This is a genomic window from Streptomyces sp. NBC_00094 (genome assembly GCF_026343125.1).
GTDB lineage: Bacteria > Actinomycetota > Actinomycetes > Streptomycetales > Streptomycetaceae > Streptomyces.
The window spans coordinates 2433598-2449616 of the sequence record NZ_JAPEMB010000001.1 but is presented as its reverse complement, the minus strand read 5'-3'; the positions used below and the strand labels follow the sequence as shown (position 1 = coordinate 2449616).

Below are 16019 nucleotides of genomic sequence, written 5' to 3'. Positions count from 1 at the left end.
CCCGGGGGCGCCGTCAGCCGACCTCGACGAGGACGAACCCCGGCCCGGCCGTCCCCGCGTCCGCGAGCCGCTCCCCGTCCGGGCCCCAGACGCCCGCCCTGCCGACGCCCACCCCGTCCTCGTTGGCCCCGAGGACGTTGCCGAGAACCACGTACAGGCCGAAGTCCCGGGCCCGTACCGGATACACCGCCTCGAACGAGTCGTTGTCGGCGGAGAGCACCGAACTCGCCAGGTACACCGCGCAGTCGTCGGCCACGGCCCGCTCCGCCAGCTCCGGGAAGCGGTTGTCGTAGCAGGTGGCCAGCGCGAACCGGACCCCGTCGAGCGCGAACCGCCCGTCGGTGGCGCCCGGCGCGAAGACCTCCGCCTCGATCCCGTACAGGTGCCGCTTGTCGTAGCGGGCGAGGAGCGTGCCGTCGGGCCCGATCACGAGCGAGGTGATTCCGGTCCGCCCGTCCGCCGTCCGTACCGGCCCGTTGACCACGGCCGCCGCCGAGACCTCCCGGCAGGCCTCCCGTACCGGTGCGAGACGCGGATCGTCCTCGTGGAGGACCAGCGACGGGGTGTCCCGGATCAGGGACGGCTCGTACCCGCTCAGACAGAGCTCGGCGAAGACGACGACCCGGGCCCCCTCGGCCCCGGCGGCCCGGACGAGCCCGGCGGCCGTACGGACGTTGGCATCGATGTCCCCGGCGACAGGGGCGAACTGCGTGGCTGCGACGATCATGACCGCCATCATCCCGCACCCCTAGGGGGTGTCCTGCAGGGCCTCCGCGGTCTCCCGCAACTTCTCCAGGAAGGCCGTCGCCGCCACGGTCGGGGTCGGCGGGGTCGCGGCGCAGATCCGGCGGTACGGGACGTCGTCCGGGTGGATCGTGACGAGCGTGACGTCCCGGCGTACGGCCGCCGCCGCGAGCGCCGGTACGAGGGTGATGCCCAGGCCCGCGGCGACCGCCCCGAGCTTGGCGATCCAGTCGTGGGCCATCAGCCCGGTGCGCGGCCGGAACCCGGCGGCGACGGCCGGCCGGAAGAGGGTGTCCTCCAGGCGCTCGGCACCGACGATCCACTCCTCGTCGGCGAGCTCGGCGAGCCGCACCGCCCGCCGCCCCGCGTGCGGATGGCCGCGCTCCAGGGCCACCAGCATCGGCTCGTCCAGGAGGTGATGGAGCGTCACGCCCTCCGGCGAGGGGGCGGCGAGGGCCGGGCTGACCACCGCGAGGTCCTGCTCGCCGGCGGCGAGCAGCGCCAGATGCTTCACCGACGGGCCCTCGGTACGGGTGACGGTCACGCCCGGATGCCGGGCGCGGAACGCGGCCTGCGCGCGGGGGACCAGTGCCGCGTTGGCGCTGGAGAACGAACCGAGCCGGAGCAGCCCGCCGTCCAGGGTGCGCAGCGCGTCCAGTTCGGCCCGGGCCGCGAGCAGTCGGTCCCGCACCGCCTCGGCGTGCGGCAGCAACACCCGGCCCGCCTCGGTCAGCCGCACCCCGCGCGGCAGCCGCTCGAACAGCGCCGCGCCCGTCTCGTCCTCCAGGGACTGGACCTGGCGGGAGACCGCGGACTGGGTGTAGCCGAGGACGCGGGCGGCGGAGGTGAAGGACCCCTCGCGGGCGACGGCGAGGAAGACCTCGTACAGCACATGACCATTCACATGCTCATTCTGCATGGAGACCATGCGAGACATTCGCTTGTCGCATATCTGCGGCGCCCCTAGCGTCGAACGCATGGAGAACACGCAGCAGAAGATCGCCTTCCTCGGCCTCGGCTCGATGGGCCTCCCCATGGCCCGCCGACTCCTCGACGCGGGACACCCCTTGACCGTCTGGAACCGTACGGCCGCCAAGGCCGACGCCCTGGTCGCCGACGGCGCCGTCCGCGCCGCGACACCCGCCGACGCCGTCCGTGACGCCGACGTCGTCGTCACCATGCTGGCCGACCCGGCCGCCGCCCTCGCCGTCGCCGACGAGCTGATCCCGGCGCTGCGCCCCGGCACCCGCTGGGTCGACACCTCGACCGTCGGCCCGGACACCGTCCGCACGCTCACCGCCCGGCTCCCCGAGGGGGTCACCCTGATCGACGCGCCCGTCATGGGCAGCGTGGACCGGGCGGCGGCCGGGGAGTTGATCATCCTCGCGGGCGGCGACACCGCACCCGTCGCCGCCGTCCTCGATCTGCTCGGCGAGACCACCGCGTGCGGCGGCCCCGGCACGGGCGCCGCGCTCAAACTGGTCCTCATCAACGCCGTGATCGGCGGCGTCGCCCTGATCGGCGAGGCCCTCACGCTCGCCGGCTCCCTCGGACTGCCCCGCGAACTCGCCCTGCGCACCCTTGCCCAGGGCCCGCTGGCCGGAGCTGTCGGCCGGGCCACCGCCACCGGTGTGTACTTCCCGGTCGCCCTCGCGGCGAAGGACGTCGCCCTGGCCACGGCGGTGACGCAACTGCCCGTCCTGGAGGCCGTCCACGCGGCCCTGACCGAGGACGCGACCCTGCGGGACCAGGACCTTGCGGCCGTAATTCCCTAGCGGACTACGGGTGTTCAGGCCCTACACTCCGGTGCTTGCGGGATCGCGCGGTCCCGCAGGGTGCGGGGCCGTGGCAGAGCGGTCGATTGCGGAGCTGGGTCGTGGAGGTTCCCACGCCCGGGGAGAGCGGCCGGTCGCCGGACCTGGTGGCCGGACCCCGCGGGTTCGAATCCCGTCGGCCCCGCACCCGGACCTCCGCCTCAGGTCTGAGGGTCGCCCCCGCGCAACAGCCGCAGGAAGTCGTGGAAGGCGCCCGGCATGTCCACCGCCGCCGGGTCGAGGAGCCACTGGTACTGGAGCCCGTCCACGACCGCCGTCAGGAGCGGTGCCGCCTGTTCGGGGGTGAGGCCGCTCGGCAGCCGGTCGCCGAACTCCAGCCGCAGGACGTCCGCCATGCTCGTCCGCACCTGTGCGTACCGCTCGGTGAAGAACTCCCGCGCCGGGTGCTCGTCCGTCACGCTCTCGCCGAGCAGCGCGGAGAAGGTCTGCACGATCCCCGGCCGCATCGCGTTGTACTCGACGAGGGACTCCAGCAGGTCGAGCCGCCAGTTCTCGCGGTCCCGGCCGCCGCTCGTGTCCCAGCGGTCGCGCTCCTCCAGGACCGCGATGAGCAGTGCCTCCTTCGTCGGGAAGTAGTGCAGCAGCCCCTGCTGGGTCAGCCCGACGCGTTCGGCGACGGAGCCGAGGGTGGCGCCCCGGTAGCCGCGCTCGGCGATCACTTCGAGGGCGGCGCGCAGGATCTCCGCGCGCCGCTCCTCGCTCCTGGCCCGCACCATCGCCACGGCCCCCTCTCCTGTCGTCTTCCCGAGACCGTACCCCCTGCCCGATAATAACGGAATGGTTACGTCACCTACCGATCTACAGGTAGGTGGGTGCACGATGGGGTCATCGGTACGTCAATGAGGAGGTACGGCCATGGTGGAGACGACCACGGGCGTCGGCACGGACATCAACGGTGACAGCGCGCGAGAGGCGGCCGTCGAGGCGGCGCTCGCCAAGCTCGACCTGGACACCAAGGCCCGGCTCCTCGCCGGTCAGGACATGTGGTCGCTGCCCGCGCTGCCGGAGATCGGGCTGAGCTCCCTGGTCATGTCCGACGGCCCCATCGGCGTCCGCGGCGTCCGCTGGACCGCCGACGACCCGTCCGTCGCCCTGCCGTCCCCGACGGCGCTCGCCGCCGCCTGGGACCCCGCGCTGGCCCGCCGCGCCGGCCGGCTCCTCGCCCAGGAGGCCCGCCGCAAGGGCGTCCACGTCCTCCTCGCACCCACGGTCAACCTGCACCGCACGCCCCTCGGCGGCCGCCACTTCGAGGCGTACAGCGAGGACCCGTACCTCACCGGCGAGATCGGCACCGGCTACGTCCAGGGCGTCCAGGACGGTGGCGTCGGCACCACGGTCAAGCACTTCGTCGCCAACGACGCCGAGACCGACCGCTTCACCGTCGACAACAAGGTCGCCGCCCGCCCCCTCCGCGAGCTCTACCTCGCCCCCTTCGAGGCCATCGTCAAGAACGCCCACCCCTGGGGCATCATGACCGCCTACAACCAGGTCAACGGCGTGACGATGACCGAGCACCGCTACCTCGTCAACGAGGTCCTGCGCGGCGAGTGGGGCTTCGACGGCTACAACGTCTCCGACTGGATGGCCGCCCGCTCCACCACCGGCGACATCGAGGGCGGCCTCGACGTCGCCATGCCCGGCCCCTACACCGTCTACGGCGACGCCCTCGCCACCGCCGTCCGCGCCGGCGAGGTCGAGGAGGCCACCGTCGACGCGGCCGTACGCAACGTCCTGCGGCTCGCCGCCCGCGTCGGCGCCCTCGAAGGCGCCCCCGCGGTCGTCACCGAGCACCCGGCCGCCATCGACGGCGACGCCCTCGCCCGCGAGATCGCCCGCCGCGGCTTCGTCCTCGTCCGCAACGAGAACGCGGCCCTGCCGCTCCGCACCGGCACCGTCGCCCTCTCCGGCGCCGCCGCCCGCGACGCCCGCGTCCTCGGCGGCGGCTCCGCCCAGGTCTTCCCCGAGCACATCGTCTCCCCGCTCGCCGGCCTCACCGCCGCGCTGCCCGAAGGCGCGCTCACCTTCACCATCGGCGCCGACCCCAGCGAGGAACTCGCCCCCGCCGACCAGGGCTTCACCCTCGTCGCCCGCTGCCGCGACGCCGAGGACCGGATCCTCGGCGAGGGCACCCTGCCCAACGGCCAGGTCCAGTGGATCGGCGACCTGCCCGACGGCGTCGACTACGCGGAGCTCGCCTCCGTCGAGGTCGTCGGCACCTTCACCCCGCGCGAGTCCGGCGAACACGCCTTCGGCACCCGCGGCCTCGGCGCCTTCACCCTCGCCGTCGGCGGCGTCACCGTCTTCGACGGCGTCCAGGCCATGGGCGCCGAGAGCGACCCCTTCGAGGCCTTCTTCGGCTCCCCGGTCGAGCGCGCCAAGGTCTCCCTCACCGCCGGCGAGACCGTCGAGGTCTCCCTGCGCCAGACCCTGAACAAGGAGTTCTCGGGCCCGCTGCCGGCCGTCATGTTCTCCTTCGTCCACCTCGGTCCGCGCCGTGACCCCGACGAACTGATCACCGAGGCCGTCGAGGCCGCCCGCACCGCCGACACCGCCGTCGTGGTCGTCGCCACCACCGAGCGCGTCGAGTCCGAGGGCTTCGACCGCAAGGACCTCGCGCTCCCGGGCCGTCAGGACGAGCTCGTCCGGGCCGTCGCCGCCGTCAACCCGAACACCGTCGTCATCGTCAACGCCGGCTCCCCGGTCGAGATGCCGTGGCGCGAGGACGTGGCCGCGATCCTGCTCAGCTGGTTCCCCGGCCAGGAGGGCGGCGACGCCCTCGCCGACGTCCTCACCGGCGCCGAGGAGCCCGGCGGCCGCCTCCCCACCACCTGGCCCGCCGTCCTCGCCGACGTCCCCGTCACCGAGGTCACCCCCACCGACGGCGTACTCGACTACTCCGAGGGCGTCTTCATCGGCTACCGCGCCTGGGACAAGGCCGGCGCCGTCCCCGCGTACCCCTTCGGCCACGGCCTCGGCTACACCAGCTGGTCGTACGACTCCCTGACCGCCGGACCCGAGACCGTCACCGTCCGGCTCACCAACACCGGTGACCGCACCGGCCGCGAGGTCGTCCAGGTCTACCTGGCACCCGCGGCGACCGGGCCGGAGGGCGCGGGGAGCGCGACCGTCGAGCGTCCGGCGCGCTGGCTGGCCGCCTTCGCGAGCGTCGAGGCCGCGCCCGGCGAGACCGTCGAGACCGAGATCGCGCTGCCCCGCCGCGCCTTCGAGATCTGGGACGAGGAGAAGAACGACTGGACGTTCGTCTCCGGCGCCTACGAGGTCGTGGCCGCGCACTCCCTCACCGACACGCGCCTGAGCGCCGCCCTGGAGGTCTGATCCCCGACCTCCTGAACCCCTGAGACCGGAGCCCCGGGACGGAACCTGACAACCGTCCCGGGGCTCCTCACTCCTTCGTGATCCTCCGGTACGCCAGCTCCGCGAGCCGCGCCTGCCCGTCCCTGCTCGGATGGAACCAGTCCCAGGGGCTCAGCTGTCCGCCGGCGAAGCGGAAACCGAAGACCGCGCCGTCGTCGTACCGGCACCGCTCGTCCTCGGCGCAGACCTCCTCCAGGACCTTGTTGTACGCCACCACCCGCTCCCGCACCGTGGCCCGCCGCCGCTCCGCCGCCGGGCCCAGGTCCTCCGCGTCCGCCAGCATCGAGCCGCAGATCCCCAGCTTCCACACCTTCAGGCCCGCGGGGCTGAGCCGCCCCGTCGACCACAGGTGCTTCAGGTCCGGCACGCTCGACACGTACACCTGCGCCTTCGGCGCGTCGGCCCGCAGCCGGGCGAGGGCCGTCTCGAAGGAGAAACGGAAGTCGGCGACCGGGGTCATGAGCTCGGGCGTGGCCCGGCAGGCGTCGTTGGCGCCCATCATCACCGTCACCAACTCCGGCTTCTCGGCCGCGGCCCCGGCCATCTGCTCCGGCAGCTCGGCCATCCGCGCACCCGTCCGCGCCAGGTTCCAGCTCCGGGTGGCCACCTTCTCGGGGCCGAGCAGCCGCAGCGCCAGGCTGTTGACGGCGGTGTCCGTCCCCGTCGCCCAGGACACTTCGGGGCAGTCCGCCAGGACCGCACAGGCGTCGAAGGCGCGGGTGACGGAATCACCGACGGCGGCGACGGAACCGGGGGAGACGTCCCACAGCGGATTCGGGGGCGGAGTCGGATTCGGAGTCAGGGGCAGGGTCGGGGTCGGGATCGGAGTCGGAGTCAGGGGTAGGGTCGGGGTCTGGGTCGCATGCGGATCCGGCGTCGGTCTCGCCGCCGCCTTTCCACTCGGCTCCGCCGTCGCGTCCGGGCCTCCCGCCGTACAGCCGGAGAGCACCCCCGCGCACAGCAGTACCGCCGTGGCGGAGACGACAGCGGTACGGAATCTGCGTCGGCCGCGCATCCTCGGCCCCTCCTTCGGCGTCCTGGCGGGTGAAAGGTTCGTGTTCACCGGCCCCCGGACCGACCGTACGTCACACCGATGACGGTGCGGCACGGTAGCTTTTCCCCCGTCGAACCAGAGGCACCTTTGCCGACCGGCTCCGGTAAATTACATCACGTCACATGCTGTCCCCTTTTTGAGGGTTTGCGATGTTTTGCTCCTGATGCTGTTTACTGAGGCCGCTGGGAAAGGCGAACCTCGTCCCACACTGGAGGTCCCGGTGACGACACGTGGAGTCCTGTACGTACACTCCGCACCGCGCGCGCTGTGCCCGCACGTCGAATGGGCGGTCGCGGGTGTCCTCGGTGTGAGAGTCCAGCTCGACTGGATCCGCCAGCCGGCGTCCCCCGGCACCTGGAGAGCCGAGTTCTCCTGGAAGGGCCAGACGGGCACCGCCTCCAGACTCGCCTCCGCGCTGCGCGGCTGGCAGATGCTCCGCTTCGAGGTGACCGCGGAACCCTGCCCCACCGCCGAGGGCGAGCGCTACAGCGCCACCCCCGACCTGGGCATCTTCCACGCCGTCACCGGAATGCACGGCGACATCCTGATCCCCGAGGACCGGCTGCGGGCCGCTCTGGCGCGCTCCCTCCAGGGCGAGACGAACCTGGAGGCCGAGGTCGCGAAGCTCCTCGGGAAGCCCTGGGACGACGAACTGGAGCCCTTCCGGTACGCGGGCGAGGGCGCCCCGGTGCGCTGGCTCCACCAGGTCGTCTGAGCCTCCGCTCCCCGTACACGCCGACGGCCCCGCCCTGCTGGGCGAGGCCGTCGGCGTCATGCGCGGGGGTCAGGAGTGGTTGCTCCGGTTCCGGCGTCGGGCCGCGAAGGCCAGGACGCCACCGAGGACGACGGCGATCGTGGCGGCGATGGCGGCCGGTCCTGCGAGTGACCCGGTGTCGGGGAGCACGTCAGGGCCCGGGCCCGGGGCGCCGCTCTCCGTCGGAGCCGGGCCGCCGGTGGACGTGCTCGGCTCGGGCGTGGGCGTGGGCTCTGTGGGCGTGGGTGTCGGCGTGGGCTCCGTGGGCGTGGGGGTGGGCTCCGTGGGGGTGGGCGTGGGCGTCGGCGTCGGGGGCACGACGACCTCGGTCGTGGTGGTGCAGTCCGGGTCGCTGCCGCCGGCCGTGCAGTTGCCGCCGGGCAGGTCGCCCACCACGGTGTTGGTCATCTGCTGGTCGCCGGCGGCCGGCTCCTCGACCGTGACGGTGTAGGTCAGCCGGGCGCTCTCGCCGACCCCCAGGTCACCGGTCCAGCTGAGTCTCGGGGCGGTGTAGTCCGTGGTGCCGCTGGTGGCGGTGGCGTCGTCGTCGTAGGTCGCGTCGTCCAGCAGGTCGCTGAGGTCGTCGGTGACGGTCAGCCGACTCAGCCCGGTGTTACCGCTGTTGGTGACATCGATCCGGTACGTGACCTTGTCGCCGGGGGCGGCGCTGGTGCGGTCGGCGGTCTTCTTGATGACGTAGCCGGGCTTGGAGGACACCGTGTTGCGCACGGTGTTGCTGGTGCGCTTCTGCTCGCGGCCCGTCTGCTTGCCCTCGAAGGCGACCGTCGCGGTGTCGTCCAGCTTCGTGCCCGGGGCGGTGTCGGCCGCGACCTTCGCCTTGAACGAGACGGTACGGGACGCACCGGGTGCGAGGTCGGCGGAGGTGCAGGTGACGGTGGACCCCGTTGCGGCGCAGTCGGGGTTCGAGCCGTCGACGTACGAGGTGCCGGCGGGCAGCTCGTCGGTGAGGGTGACGCCGGTGGCCGTGTCCAGGTCGCTGGTGCCGCCGTCGGGCCGCTTGTTGGCGAGCGTGAAGGTGTAGGTGATGGTGTCGCCGGGGTCGACCAGGCCGGGAGGGCTGTCGCTGGTGTTGCCGGCCGGTTCGTTGGCCTTGGTGAGCTGCAGGTCGGGCTCGCGGGCCTCGAGGGCCAGCCAGACGGCCTGGGGTTCCAGGGCGTCGCCCGCGCCGTTGATCCGCAGCAGGACCTGGCTGCTGTCGGCGGGGATCTTGCCGGTCACGTCGAGGACGCGGGCGTCGTAGCCGTAGTTGTTGACCGGGGCCGGGGCGCGGGTGGTGATGTTGGCGCCGGTGCCGTCGGCGGCGACCTCGTCGATCCGACTGGTGAAGGCGTTGTCGGTGCCGATACCGGTCGGGCCGGGCATGAGCAGCTCGGTGAGGTCGCCCTCCTCGGAGCCGACCAGGGCCTGGTCACCGGCGATCGGTGCGTCGCCGTCCCCGACGGTGACGCCCATCGTGGCCGCCGCCGGGCCGCCGGCCGGCGTCCGGATCCCGGCCAGGGTGAGGGTGGCGAGGTTGTCGGGGTCGCGCAGCAGCTGGTAGCCGTCCCAGACCTGGAGGTAGCGCAGGGGCTCCGCGGGGTCCTCGTAGGCGACGACCAGTGACCAGCCGCCCCAGCAGCCGACGTTGTTGCCGCCGTCGTTCTGGGCGGAGGAGCGTCCGCTGCAGGCCTGGATGTCGGCGACGGTGTACGTCCCCGCTCCCGCCGCCTTGACCTCGGCCGTGACGTCCTTGACGGCGCCGGCGGCCATCAGCGGCTCGGGCGGCGTACCGCCGACCTTCTGGTCGAAGTAGTCGTAGGTGTCCGCGGTGACCTGCTGGTAGTCGCCGGACCCGGGGACCTTCCAGGACACCTTGTCGCCCTTGGCGAGGTCGCCGGAGGTGCCGTTGGTGCTCGTACCGGTCGGGTTGAACTGCCAGTAGAGCCGCGCGGACAGGACGGTGGCGCCCGCCGGGATCACCAGCTGCGCGGAGGACGCGTTGGGCCCCGGGGCGTTGGGGTCGGACTTCACGAACATGGTCCGGCCGTTGTTGGAGCCCTCGGTGTCGGAGCAGACGGTGCCGTCGCTCGAGTCGCAGGTCAGCACCGAGTTGGAGGCCATCGTCAGGTTGCCGTGCGTGAGCAGGGTGACCATCGGGTCCGGGCCGATCGGCCGCTCGGTCCCGGCCCCGCGTCGGACCGCCTGGCCGGCGCTCGCCCCCGACGGTGTTCCCAGTGTCAGCGCGGCCACCGCGACGGCGCCCAGCACGGGCAGCAGGATGCGGCCTGTTCGCCCACCCAGTTGGTGACGACGGATCATATGTGACGCCTCTCGGGGGCGGAGTTCCCGGTCGGCACCTGTCGCCGACCGTACGGGGCCGCCACCAGGAGTGGGCCGGGTGGCGGCACGGGCGTCAGCATCACACGGGCCTCCACCTCGTCAGAGGGGCGACACGCGCACCAGTTCGTACGTCTTGTCCGTAAATAAGACTGAGGCCCGTCCCCCTTCCAGGAAGGGGGACGGGCCTCAGTCGTCAGGCGTGGATCAGACCGTGCGGAACGCCAGGACCACGTTGTGGCCGCCGAAACCGAACGAGTTGTTGATCGCGGCGATCGTGCCCTGGGGGAGCTCGCGGGGCTCGCCGCGGACGATGTCCGCGTCGACCTCGGGGTCCAGGTCGTCGATGTTGATCGTCGGCGGGGCCAGACGGTTGTGGAGCGCCAGGACCGTCGCGACGGTCTCGATGCCGCCCGCACCGCCCAGGAGGTGGCCGGTCATCGACTTGGTCGCGGAGATCGCGACGTGGTCGAGATCGTCGCCCAGGACCTTCCGCAGCGCCTTGATCTCGGCGACGTCGCCCTGCGGCGTCGACGTGGCGTGCGCGTTGAGGTGGACGACCTCGGACGGCTTGAGGTCCGTCGAGTCGAGCAGGTTCTGCATCGCGGCGGCGATGCCCCGGCCGGTCGGCTCGGGCTGCGCGATGTGGTGGCTGTCGGCCGACAGGCCCTGGCCGATGACCTCGCAGTAGATGCGCGCGCCGCGCGCCTTCGCGTGCTCCTCGGACTCCAGGACCACGACGCCCGCGCCCTCGCCGAGCACGAAGCCGTCACGGCCCGTGTCGTACGGACGCGAGGCCTTCGTCGGCTCGTCGTTGCTCTTGGACATCGCCATCATGTTGGCGAAGGCGGCGATCGGCAGCGGGTGGATCGCGGCCTCGGTACCGCCGGCCACGACCACGTCGGCCCGGCCGGTACGGATCATCTCGACGGCGTAGCCGATCGCCTCGGCACCCGACGCGCAGGCGGAGACCGGGGTGTGGACGCCCGCCCGGGCGTTCACCTCCAGACCCACGTTCGCGGAGGGGCTGTTCGGCATGAGCATGGGCACGGTGTGCGGGGAGACGCGGCGGACGCCCTTCTCCTTCAGCACGTCGTACTGGTCGAGCAGCGTGGTGACACCGCCGATGCCGGAGGCGATGACGGAACCGAGCCGCTCGGGCGCGATCCGCTCGTCCTCACCCGCAGGGGCGGTGTAGCCCGCGTCGGCCCACGCCTCGCGGGCCGCGATCAGCGCGAACTGCGCCGAGCGGTCCAGCTTGCGGGCCAGCGGGCGGGGAAGAACCTCGCCGGGTTCGACGGCGATCGTCGCGGCGATCTGGACGGGCAGTTCGGCGAAGCGCTCGCCCTCCAGGGGCTTGACGCCGGAGCGTCCCGCGATCAGACCTTCCCAGGTCGATGCGGAGTCGCCACCCAGCGGTGTGGTTGCGCCGATACCGGTGACGACCACGGTGCGATTGGTCGAGCTCACAGGAATTCGTTCTCCATGTGTGTGATGGTCGGAATACGGCGCCACCGCCGGGTGGCGGACCGAGTCAGCAGGGGCCGAATCAGGCCTGGTGCTTCAGGATGTAGTCGGCAGCGTCGCCGACCGTCTTGAGGTTCTTGACGTCCTCGTCCGGGATCTTGACGTCGAAGCGCTCTTCGGCGGCGACGACGACCTCGACCATGGACAGGGAGTCGACGTCCAGGTCATCGGTGAAGGACTTGTCCAGCTGGACGTCCTCGGTCGGGATACCGGCGATCTCGTTGACGATCTCGGCGAGACCCTCGACGATCTGCTCCTGGGTGTGAGCCATGGTGGCGCTCCTTCTTGCGGTTACTTCGGTAAAGGGGCTTCCGGAGGATCCGGGTGCCTAGGGGAGGGTAACGACCGTCGCGGCGTAGACGAGACCCGCCCCGAAGCCGATGACGAGCGCGGTGTCGCCGCTCTTCGCCTTCCCGGTCGCCAGGAGCCGCTCCATCGCGAGCGGAATCGAGGCGGCCGAGGTGTTGCCGGTGGTTTCCACGTCACGGGCGACCGTGACGTGCGCCGGCAGCTTCAGAGTCTTCACCATCGAGTCGATGATCCGCATGTTCGCCTGGTGCGGGATGAAGACGTCCAGGTCGTCCGCCGTGATACCGGCGGCGTCCAGCGCCTGCTGGGCTACCTTCGCCATCTCGAAGACGGCCCAGCGGAAGACCGCCTGACCCTCCTGCGTGATGGCGGGGAACTTGATCTCGCCGGCCTCGTTCAGAGGCAGCTGCGAGACGTCGCCGCCGTGGAACTCGTTCCACGGCACGGTCTGCTTGATCGTCTCGGACTTGTCGCCCTCGGAACCCCAGACGGTGGGGCCGATGTGCGGCTCGTCCGAGGGGCCGACGATCACGGCACCGGCGCCGTCGCCGAACAGGAAGGCCGTCGCGCGGTCCTCCAGGTCCGTCAGGTCGCTGAGCCGCTCCACGCCGATGACGAGGACGTACTCGGCCGAACCCTCGACGATCATGCCCTTGGCGAGGGTCAGGCCGTAGCCGAAGCCCGCGCAGCCGGCGGAGATGTCGAACGCGGCCGGCTTGCCGGCGCCGACCTTGTCGGCGATCTCGGTGGCGACGGCCGGGGTCTGCTTGAAGTGCGAGACCGTGGAGACGATCACGGCGCCGATCTGCTCCGGGGTGATCCCGGCGTCGGCGATGGCCTTGCCCGAGGCCTCCACCGACATGGCGGTGACGGTCTCCTCCGGGGAGGCCCAGTGACGGGTGGAGATGCCGGAGCGCGATCGGATCCACTCGTCGGACGAGTCGATCTTCTCGAGGATCACCTCGTTCGGCACGACCCGGGTCGGACGGTAGCCGCCGACACCCAGGATCCGCGCGTACGGGGCGCCCTTACTGGGCTTGATCTTCGACATGCTTCTCGACACTCCTTCTCAGACGGCCGCGTGCTGGGCGATGAGCGTACGGGCCGCGTCGAGGTCGTCGGGAGTCTTGAGGGCAACCGTGGACACGCCGGGCATGGCGCGCTTGGCGATGCCGGTGAGGGTGCCGCCCGGGCACACCTCGATCAGCGCGGTCGCCCCGAGCCCCTGGAAGGTCTCCATGCACAGGTCCCAGCGGACCGGGTTCGCGACCTGGCCGACGAGACGCGCGAGGACCTCGGCGCCGGTGGCGACGGCCTGGCCGTCCTTGTTGGAGACGTACGTCACGGTCGGGTCCGCAGGGGACAGCTCGGCGGCCGCCTCCTCCAGCTTCGCCACCGCGGGCGCCATGTGGTGCGTGTGGAAGGCACCGGCGACCTTGAGCGCGACGACCCGGCGGACGCCCTCCGGCTTGTCCGCGTCCAGCGCGGCCAGCTGCTCCAGGGTGCCGGCGGCCACGATCTGGCCCGCGCCGTTCACGTTGGCCGCGGTCAGGCCGAGCTTCTCCAGGTGCGGGACGGTCACCTCGGGGTCGCCGCCGAGCAGCGCCGACATGCCGGTCGCGGTGATCGCGGCGGCCTCGGCCATCGCGAGACCACGGGTGCGGACGAGCCGCAGCGCGGCGGTGTCGTCGAGGACGCCCGCGAACGCGGCGGCGGTGAACTCGCCGACGCTGTGACCGGCGACGGCGCCGGGCGCGACGTCACCGAGGGCGGCGGCCGAGAGCAGGCCGGCCGCGACGAGCAGCGGCTGCGCCACGGCGGTGTCACGGATCTCGTCCGCGTCCGCCTTCGTGCCGTAGTGGGCGAGGTCGAGCCCGATGGCGTCGGACCAGGCCGCGATGCGGTCGGCGGCGCCGGGGAGTTCGAGCCAGGGGGTCAGGAAGCCGGGCGTCTGGGCGCCTTGGCCGGGAGCGACGAGTACGAGCACCCTCACACTCTCTCTTGCGGACGGCTCCCAGCGCCCGTGAGGACAAGGACGAAGAACCGTCGGGGGAATTGTTGGTCTTCGACAAAAGTCTAGGACTGCGGATCTCCGTCGGCCAAGCGTCCCAGAATGAGGGCGATCCGGAGCGTGAACGCGGAGCGGACGTCGGAGGGTGACCATCCGGTGACGTCGGTCACACGTCGAAGCCGGTAGCGCACGGTGTTGGGGTGCACGAAGAGCATCCGAGCGGCGCCTTCGAGGCTGCTCGCCTGCTCCAGGTAGACACTCAGCGTCTCCAGGAGCGCCGAGCCGGCCTCCTCCAGCGGTCTGTAGATCTCCTCCACCAGCTGCTCGCGCGCCGAAGGGTCGGAGGCGATGGCGCGCTCCGGGAGGAGATCGTCGGCGAGGACCGGGCGGGGTGCGTCCTGCCAGGCCGAGCAGGCCTTGAGGCCGGCCGCGGCGGCCTGCGCGGAGCGGGTCGCGGCCAGCAGGTCGGGGACGACGGGACCGGCCACGACCGGGCCCGGCGCATAAGGACCGATCAGCGACTTCGCCACCGCGAGGGGGTTGTCGTTGCCGCCGGCGATGACGACGAGACGGTTGCCGAGGACGCCGGTGAGGACCTGGAGCTTCGCGTGCCGGGCGGCCCGGCGGATCGCCTCCACGGTCAGCTCGCTGTCCCCGTCGGGGGCGGTGCCGAGGATCACGCAGACGTGCTCGGGCGAGTTCCAGCCGAGGGCGGCGGCGCGGGAGACGGCACCCTCGTCGGCCTCGCCGGAGAGCACCGCGTTCACCACGAGCGACTCCAGGCGCGCGTCCCACGCGCCCCGGGCCTCGGCGGCCTGCGCGTACACCTGGGCGGTGGCGAAGGCGATCTCCCGGGCGTAGACGAGCAGCGCCTCGCGGAGCAAGGACTCGTCGCCGGGGGCGGCGACCTCCTCGATCGCCGACTCCATGACCTCGATCGTGGTGCGGACCATCTCCACGGTCTGGCGCAGGGTGATCGCCCGGGTCAGCTCGCGGGGCGCGGTCCCGAAGACGTCCGTCGAGATCGCCTGCGGCGTCTCGGGGTGCCGGAACCACTCCGTGAACGCGGCGATGCCGGCCTGGGCGACCAGGCCGATCCACGACCGGTTCTCGGGCGGCATCGCCCGGTACCACGGCAGCGTCTCGTCCATGCGGGCGATGGCGCCGGCGGCGAGTCTCCCGGAGGACTGTTCGAGGCGCTTCAGGGTCGCGGCGTGCGGATGAGCGTTGTTCGTGGGTTCTGGCACGGGGACAAGACTGCCTTATCGGGGCGCCGACATGCGGGGTCGGGGCGGATTCGCCCCGTGGCCCGATCGACGGGACACCCCGTGGCCCGCACTACCGTGAGCACCGTGACACGCATCCAGCGGGCAGACCAGCGGTACCCCGGGGGCGACCCGGCGGCCGGGATCGAGACCCGGCACGCGCTCTCCTTCGGGTCGTACTACGACCCCGACAACCTCCGCTTCGGCGCGCTCCTCGCCGTCAACGAGGAGCGGCTCGCGCCGGGCGCCGGCTTCGACGAGCACCCGCACAGCCACACCGAGATCGTCACGTGGGTCGTCGAGGGCGAGCTCACCCACCACGACACGGCCGGTCACACCACCGTCGTCCGCCCCGGGGACCTCCAGCGGCTGAGCTCCGCCGGCGGCGTCCGGCACGTCGAGCGCAACGACGCCGACGTCCCGCTGGTCTTCGTGCAGATGTGGCTCGCGCCGGTCGAGCCGGGCGGGGAGCCCTCGTACGAGGTGGTCCGCGGGGGCGACGGCTCCTGGTCGTACGACCTGGCGGGGGCGGACGCGCGGCTGCACGTCCACCGCCCGGCGGCGGACGAGCGCATCGCCGTGCCGGACGCCGACTTCGCGTACGTCCATGTCGTACGCGGCACGGTGCGGCTCGACGGGTTCGACGGGCTCGGCGGCCCCGACGGTCTCGGCGGTCTCGACGGCGAGGAGCTCGGCGCCGGCGACGCGGCCCGGATCACCGACGCCGAGAGGGGCACGCTCGTCGCCACGACCGATGCGGAGGTCCTGATCTGGGCGATGCGGGACTGGCGCAAGGGCCTGGGCTGAC

Annotated in this window: 14 protein-coding genes; 4 read left to right on the top strand and 10 right to left on the bottom strand. The window is 72.3% G+C overall.

All coding sequences use genetic code 11. The features are described 5' to 3' along the window. Nucleotides 1–13 precede the first annotated feature (13 nt). Entirely contained in the window at nucleotides 14–727 is a 714-nt protein-coding gene (locus OG580_RS10690; protein WP_267043416.1) for a carbon-nitrogen hydrolase family protein, read from the bottom strand. Nucleotides 728–748: 21 nt separating this feature from the next. Further along, complete coding sequence (locus tag OG580_RS10685) at nucleotides 749–1663, bottom strand: LysR family transcriptional regulator (RefSeq protein WP_267043415.1); 915 nt, start codon at nucleotides 1661–1663, stop codon at nucleotides 749–751. A gap of 58 nt (nucleotides 1664–1721) precedes the next feature. Here OG580_RS10685 and OG580_RS10680 point away from each other — a divergent pair, with 58 nt between their 5' ends. After that, the gene (locus OG580_RS10680; protein WP_267043414.1) at nucleotides 1722–2519 is read left to right on the top strand and encodes an NAD(P)-dependent oxidoreductase; all 798 of its coding nucleotides are present in this window, start codon (nucleotides 1722–1724) and stop codon (nucleotides 2517–2519) included. A 200-nt stretch (nucleotides 2520–2719) separates the two neighbouring features. On the opposite strand, the gene OG580_RS10675 is transcribed toward OG580_RS10680, so the two are convergent. Then, complete coding sequence (locus OG580_RS10675; protein WP_267047963.1) at nucleotides 2720–3295, bottom strand: TetR/AcrR family transcriptional regulator; 576 nt, start codon at nucleotides 3293–3295, stop codon at nucleotides 2720–2722. Nucleotides 3296–3434: 139 nt separating this feature from the next. On the opposite strand from OG580_RS10675, the gene OG580_RS10670 reads away from it, so the two are divergent. Next, nucleotides 3435–5915: a glycoside hydrolase family 3 protein gene (locus OG580_RS10670; RefSeq protein WP_267043413.1), complete on the top strand. Its 2481-nt coding sequence runs from the start codon at nucleotides 3435–3437 to the stop codon at nucleotides 5913–5915. A 67-nt stretch (nucleotides 5916–5982) separates the two neighbouring features. Here OG580_RS10670 and OG580_RS10665 read toward each other — a convergent pair whose 3' ends face one another. Further along, complete coding sequence (locus OG580_RS10665; protein WP_267043412.1) at nucleotides 5983–6969, bottom strand: SGNH/GDSL hydrolase family protein; 987 nt, start codon at nucleotides 6967–6969, stop codon at nucleotides 5983–5985. Between the two features lie 259 nt (nucleotides 6970–7228). On the opposite strand from OG580_RS10665, the gene OG580_RS10660 reads away from it, so the two are divergent. Next, nucleotides 7229–7723 carry a DUF3145 domain-containing protein gene (locus tag OG580_RS10660; protein WP_267043411.1) on the top strand — a complete coding sequence of 165 codons (495 nt, stop codon included), beginning with the start codon at nucleotides 7229–7231 and terminating at the stop codon, nucleotides 7721–7723. A 69-nt stretch (nucleotides 7724–7792) separates the two neighbouring features. Here the strand turns inward: OG580_RS10660 and OG580_RS10655 are convergent, their stop codons facing one another. The 6 genes from OG580_RS10655 to fasR all read right to left on the bottom strand — a co-directional run bounded on the left by OG580_RS10655 (nucleotide 7793) and on the right by fasR (nucleotide 15193). Further along, entirely contained in the window at nucleotides 7793–10030 is a 2238-nt protein-coding gene (locus OG580_RS10655) for a hypothetical protein (RefSeq protein WP_267043410.1), read from the bottom strand. Between the two features lie 276 nt (nucleotides 10031–10306). Beyond that, complete coding sequence (gene fabF, locus OG580_RS10650; protein WP_267043409.1) at nucleotides 10307–11569, bottom strand: beta-ketoacyl-ACP synthase II; 1263 nt, start codon at nucleotides 11567–11569, stop codon at nucleotides 10307–10309. 79 nt (nucleotides 11570–11648) lie between these two features. Beyond that, nucleotides 11649–11897 carry an acyl carrier protein gene (locus tag OG580_RS10645; protein WP_017239144.1) on the bottom strand — a complete coding sequence of 83 codons (249 nt, stop codon included), beginning with the start codon at nucleotides 11895–11897 and terminating at the stop codon, nucleotides 11649–11651. Between the two features lie 57 nt (nucleotides 11898–11954). Continuing rightward, on the bottom strand, nucleotides 11955–12986 hold the full coding sequence (locus OG580_RS10640; RefSeq protein ID WP_267043408.1) for a ketoacyl-ACP synthase III: 1032 nt from the start codon (nucleotides 12984–12986) through the stop codon (nucleotides 11955–11957). Nucleotides 12987–13004: 18 nt separating this feature from the next. Further along, nucleotides 13005–13922, bottom strand: coding sequence for an ACP S-malonyltransferase (locus OG580_RS10635; protein ID WP_267043407.1), 918 nt, complete (start codon nucleotides 13920–13922; stop codon nucleotides 13005–13007). Between the two features lie 89 nt (nucleotides 13923–14011). Further along, nucleotides 14012–15193, bottom strand: coding sequence for a fatty acid biosynthesis transcriptional regulator FasR (gene fasR / locus OG580_RS10630; protein ID WP_267043406.1), 1182 nt, complete (start codon nucleotides 15191–15193; stop codon nucleotides 14012–14014). Between the two features lie 105 nt (nucleotides 15194–15298). Between fasR and OG580_RS10625 the strand changes: the two genes are divergently transcribed. Continuing rightward, entirely contained in the window at nucleotides 15299–16018 is a 720-nt protein-coding gene (locus tag OG580_RS10625) for a pirin family protein (RefSeq protein ID WP_267043405.1), read from the top strand. Nucleotide 16019: the final 1 nt, after the last annotated feature.

Coding starts and splice junctions, on each gene's coding strand:
- OG580_RS10690 (WP_267043416.1), bottom strand. CDS start 727: ATGATCGTCGCAGCCACGCAGTTCGCCCCTGTCGCCGGGGACATCGAT.
- OG580_RS10685 (WP_267043415.1), bottom strand. CDS start 1,663: ATGCAGAATGAGCATGTGAATGGTCATGTGCTGTACGAGGTCTTCCTC.
- OG580_RS10680 (WP_267043414.1), top strand. CDS start 1,722: ATGGAGAACACGCAGCAGAAGATCGCCTTCCTCGGCCTCGGCTCGATG.
- OG580_RS10675 (WP_267047963.1), bottom strand. CDS start 3,295: ATGGTGCGGGCCAGGAGCGAGGAGCGGCGCGCGGAGATCCTGCGCGCC.
- OG580_RS10670 (WP_267043413.1), top strand. CDS start 3,435: ATGGTGGAGACGACCACGGGCGTCGGCACGGACATCAACGGTGACAGC.
- OG580_RS10665 (WP_267043412.1), bottom strand. CDS start 6,969: ATGCGCGGCCGACGCAGATTCCGTACCGCTGTCGTCTCCGCCACGGCG.
- OG580_RS10645 (WP_017239144.1), bottom strand. CDS start 11,897: ATGGCTCACACCCAGGAGCAGATCGTCGAGGGTCTCGCCGAGATCGTC.
- OG580_RS10640 (WP_267043408.1), bottom strand. CDS start 12,986: ATGTCGAAGATCAAGCCCAGTAAGGGCGCCCCGTACGCGCGGATCCTG.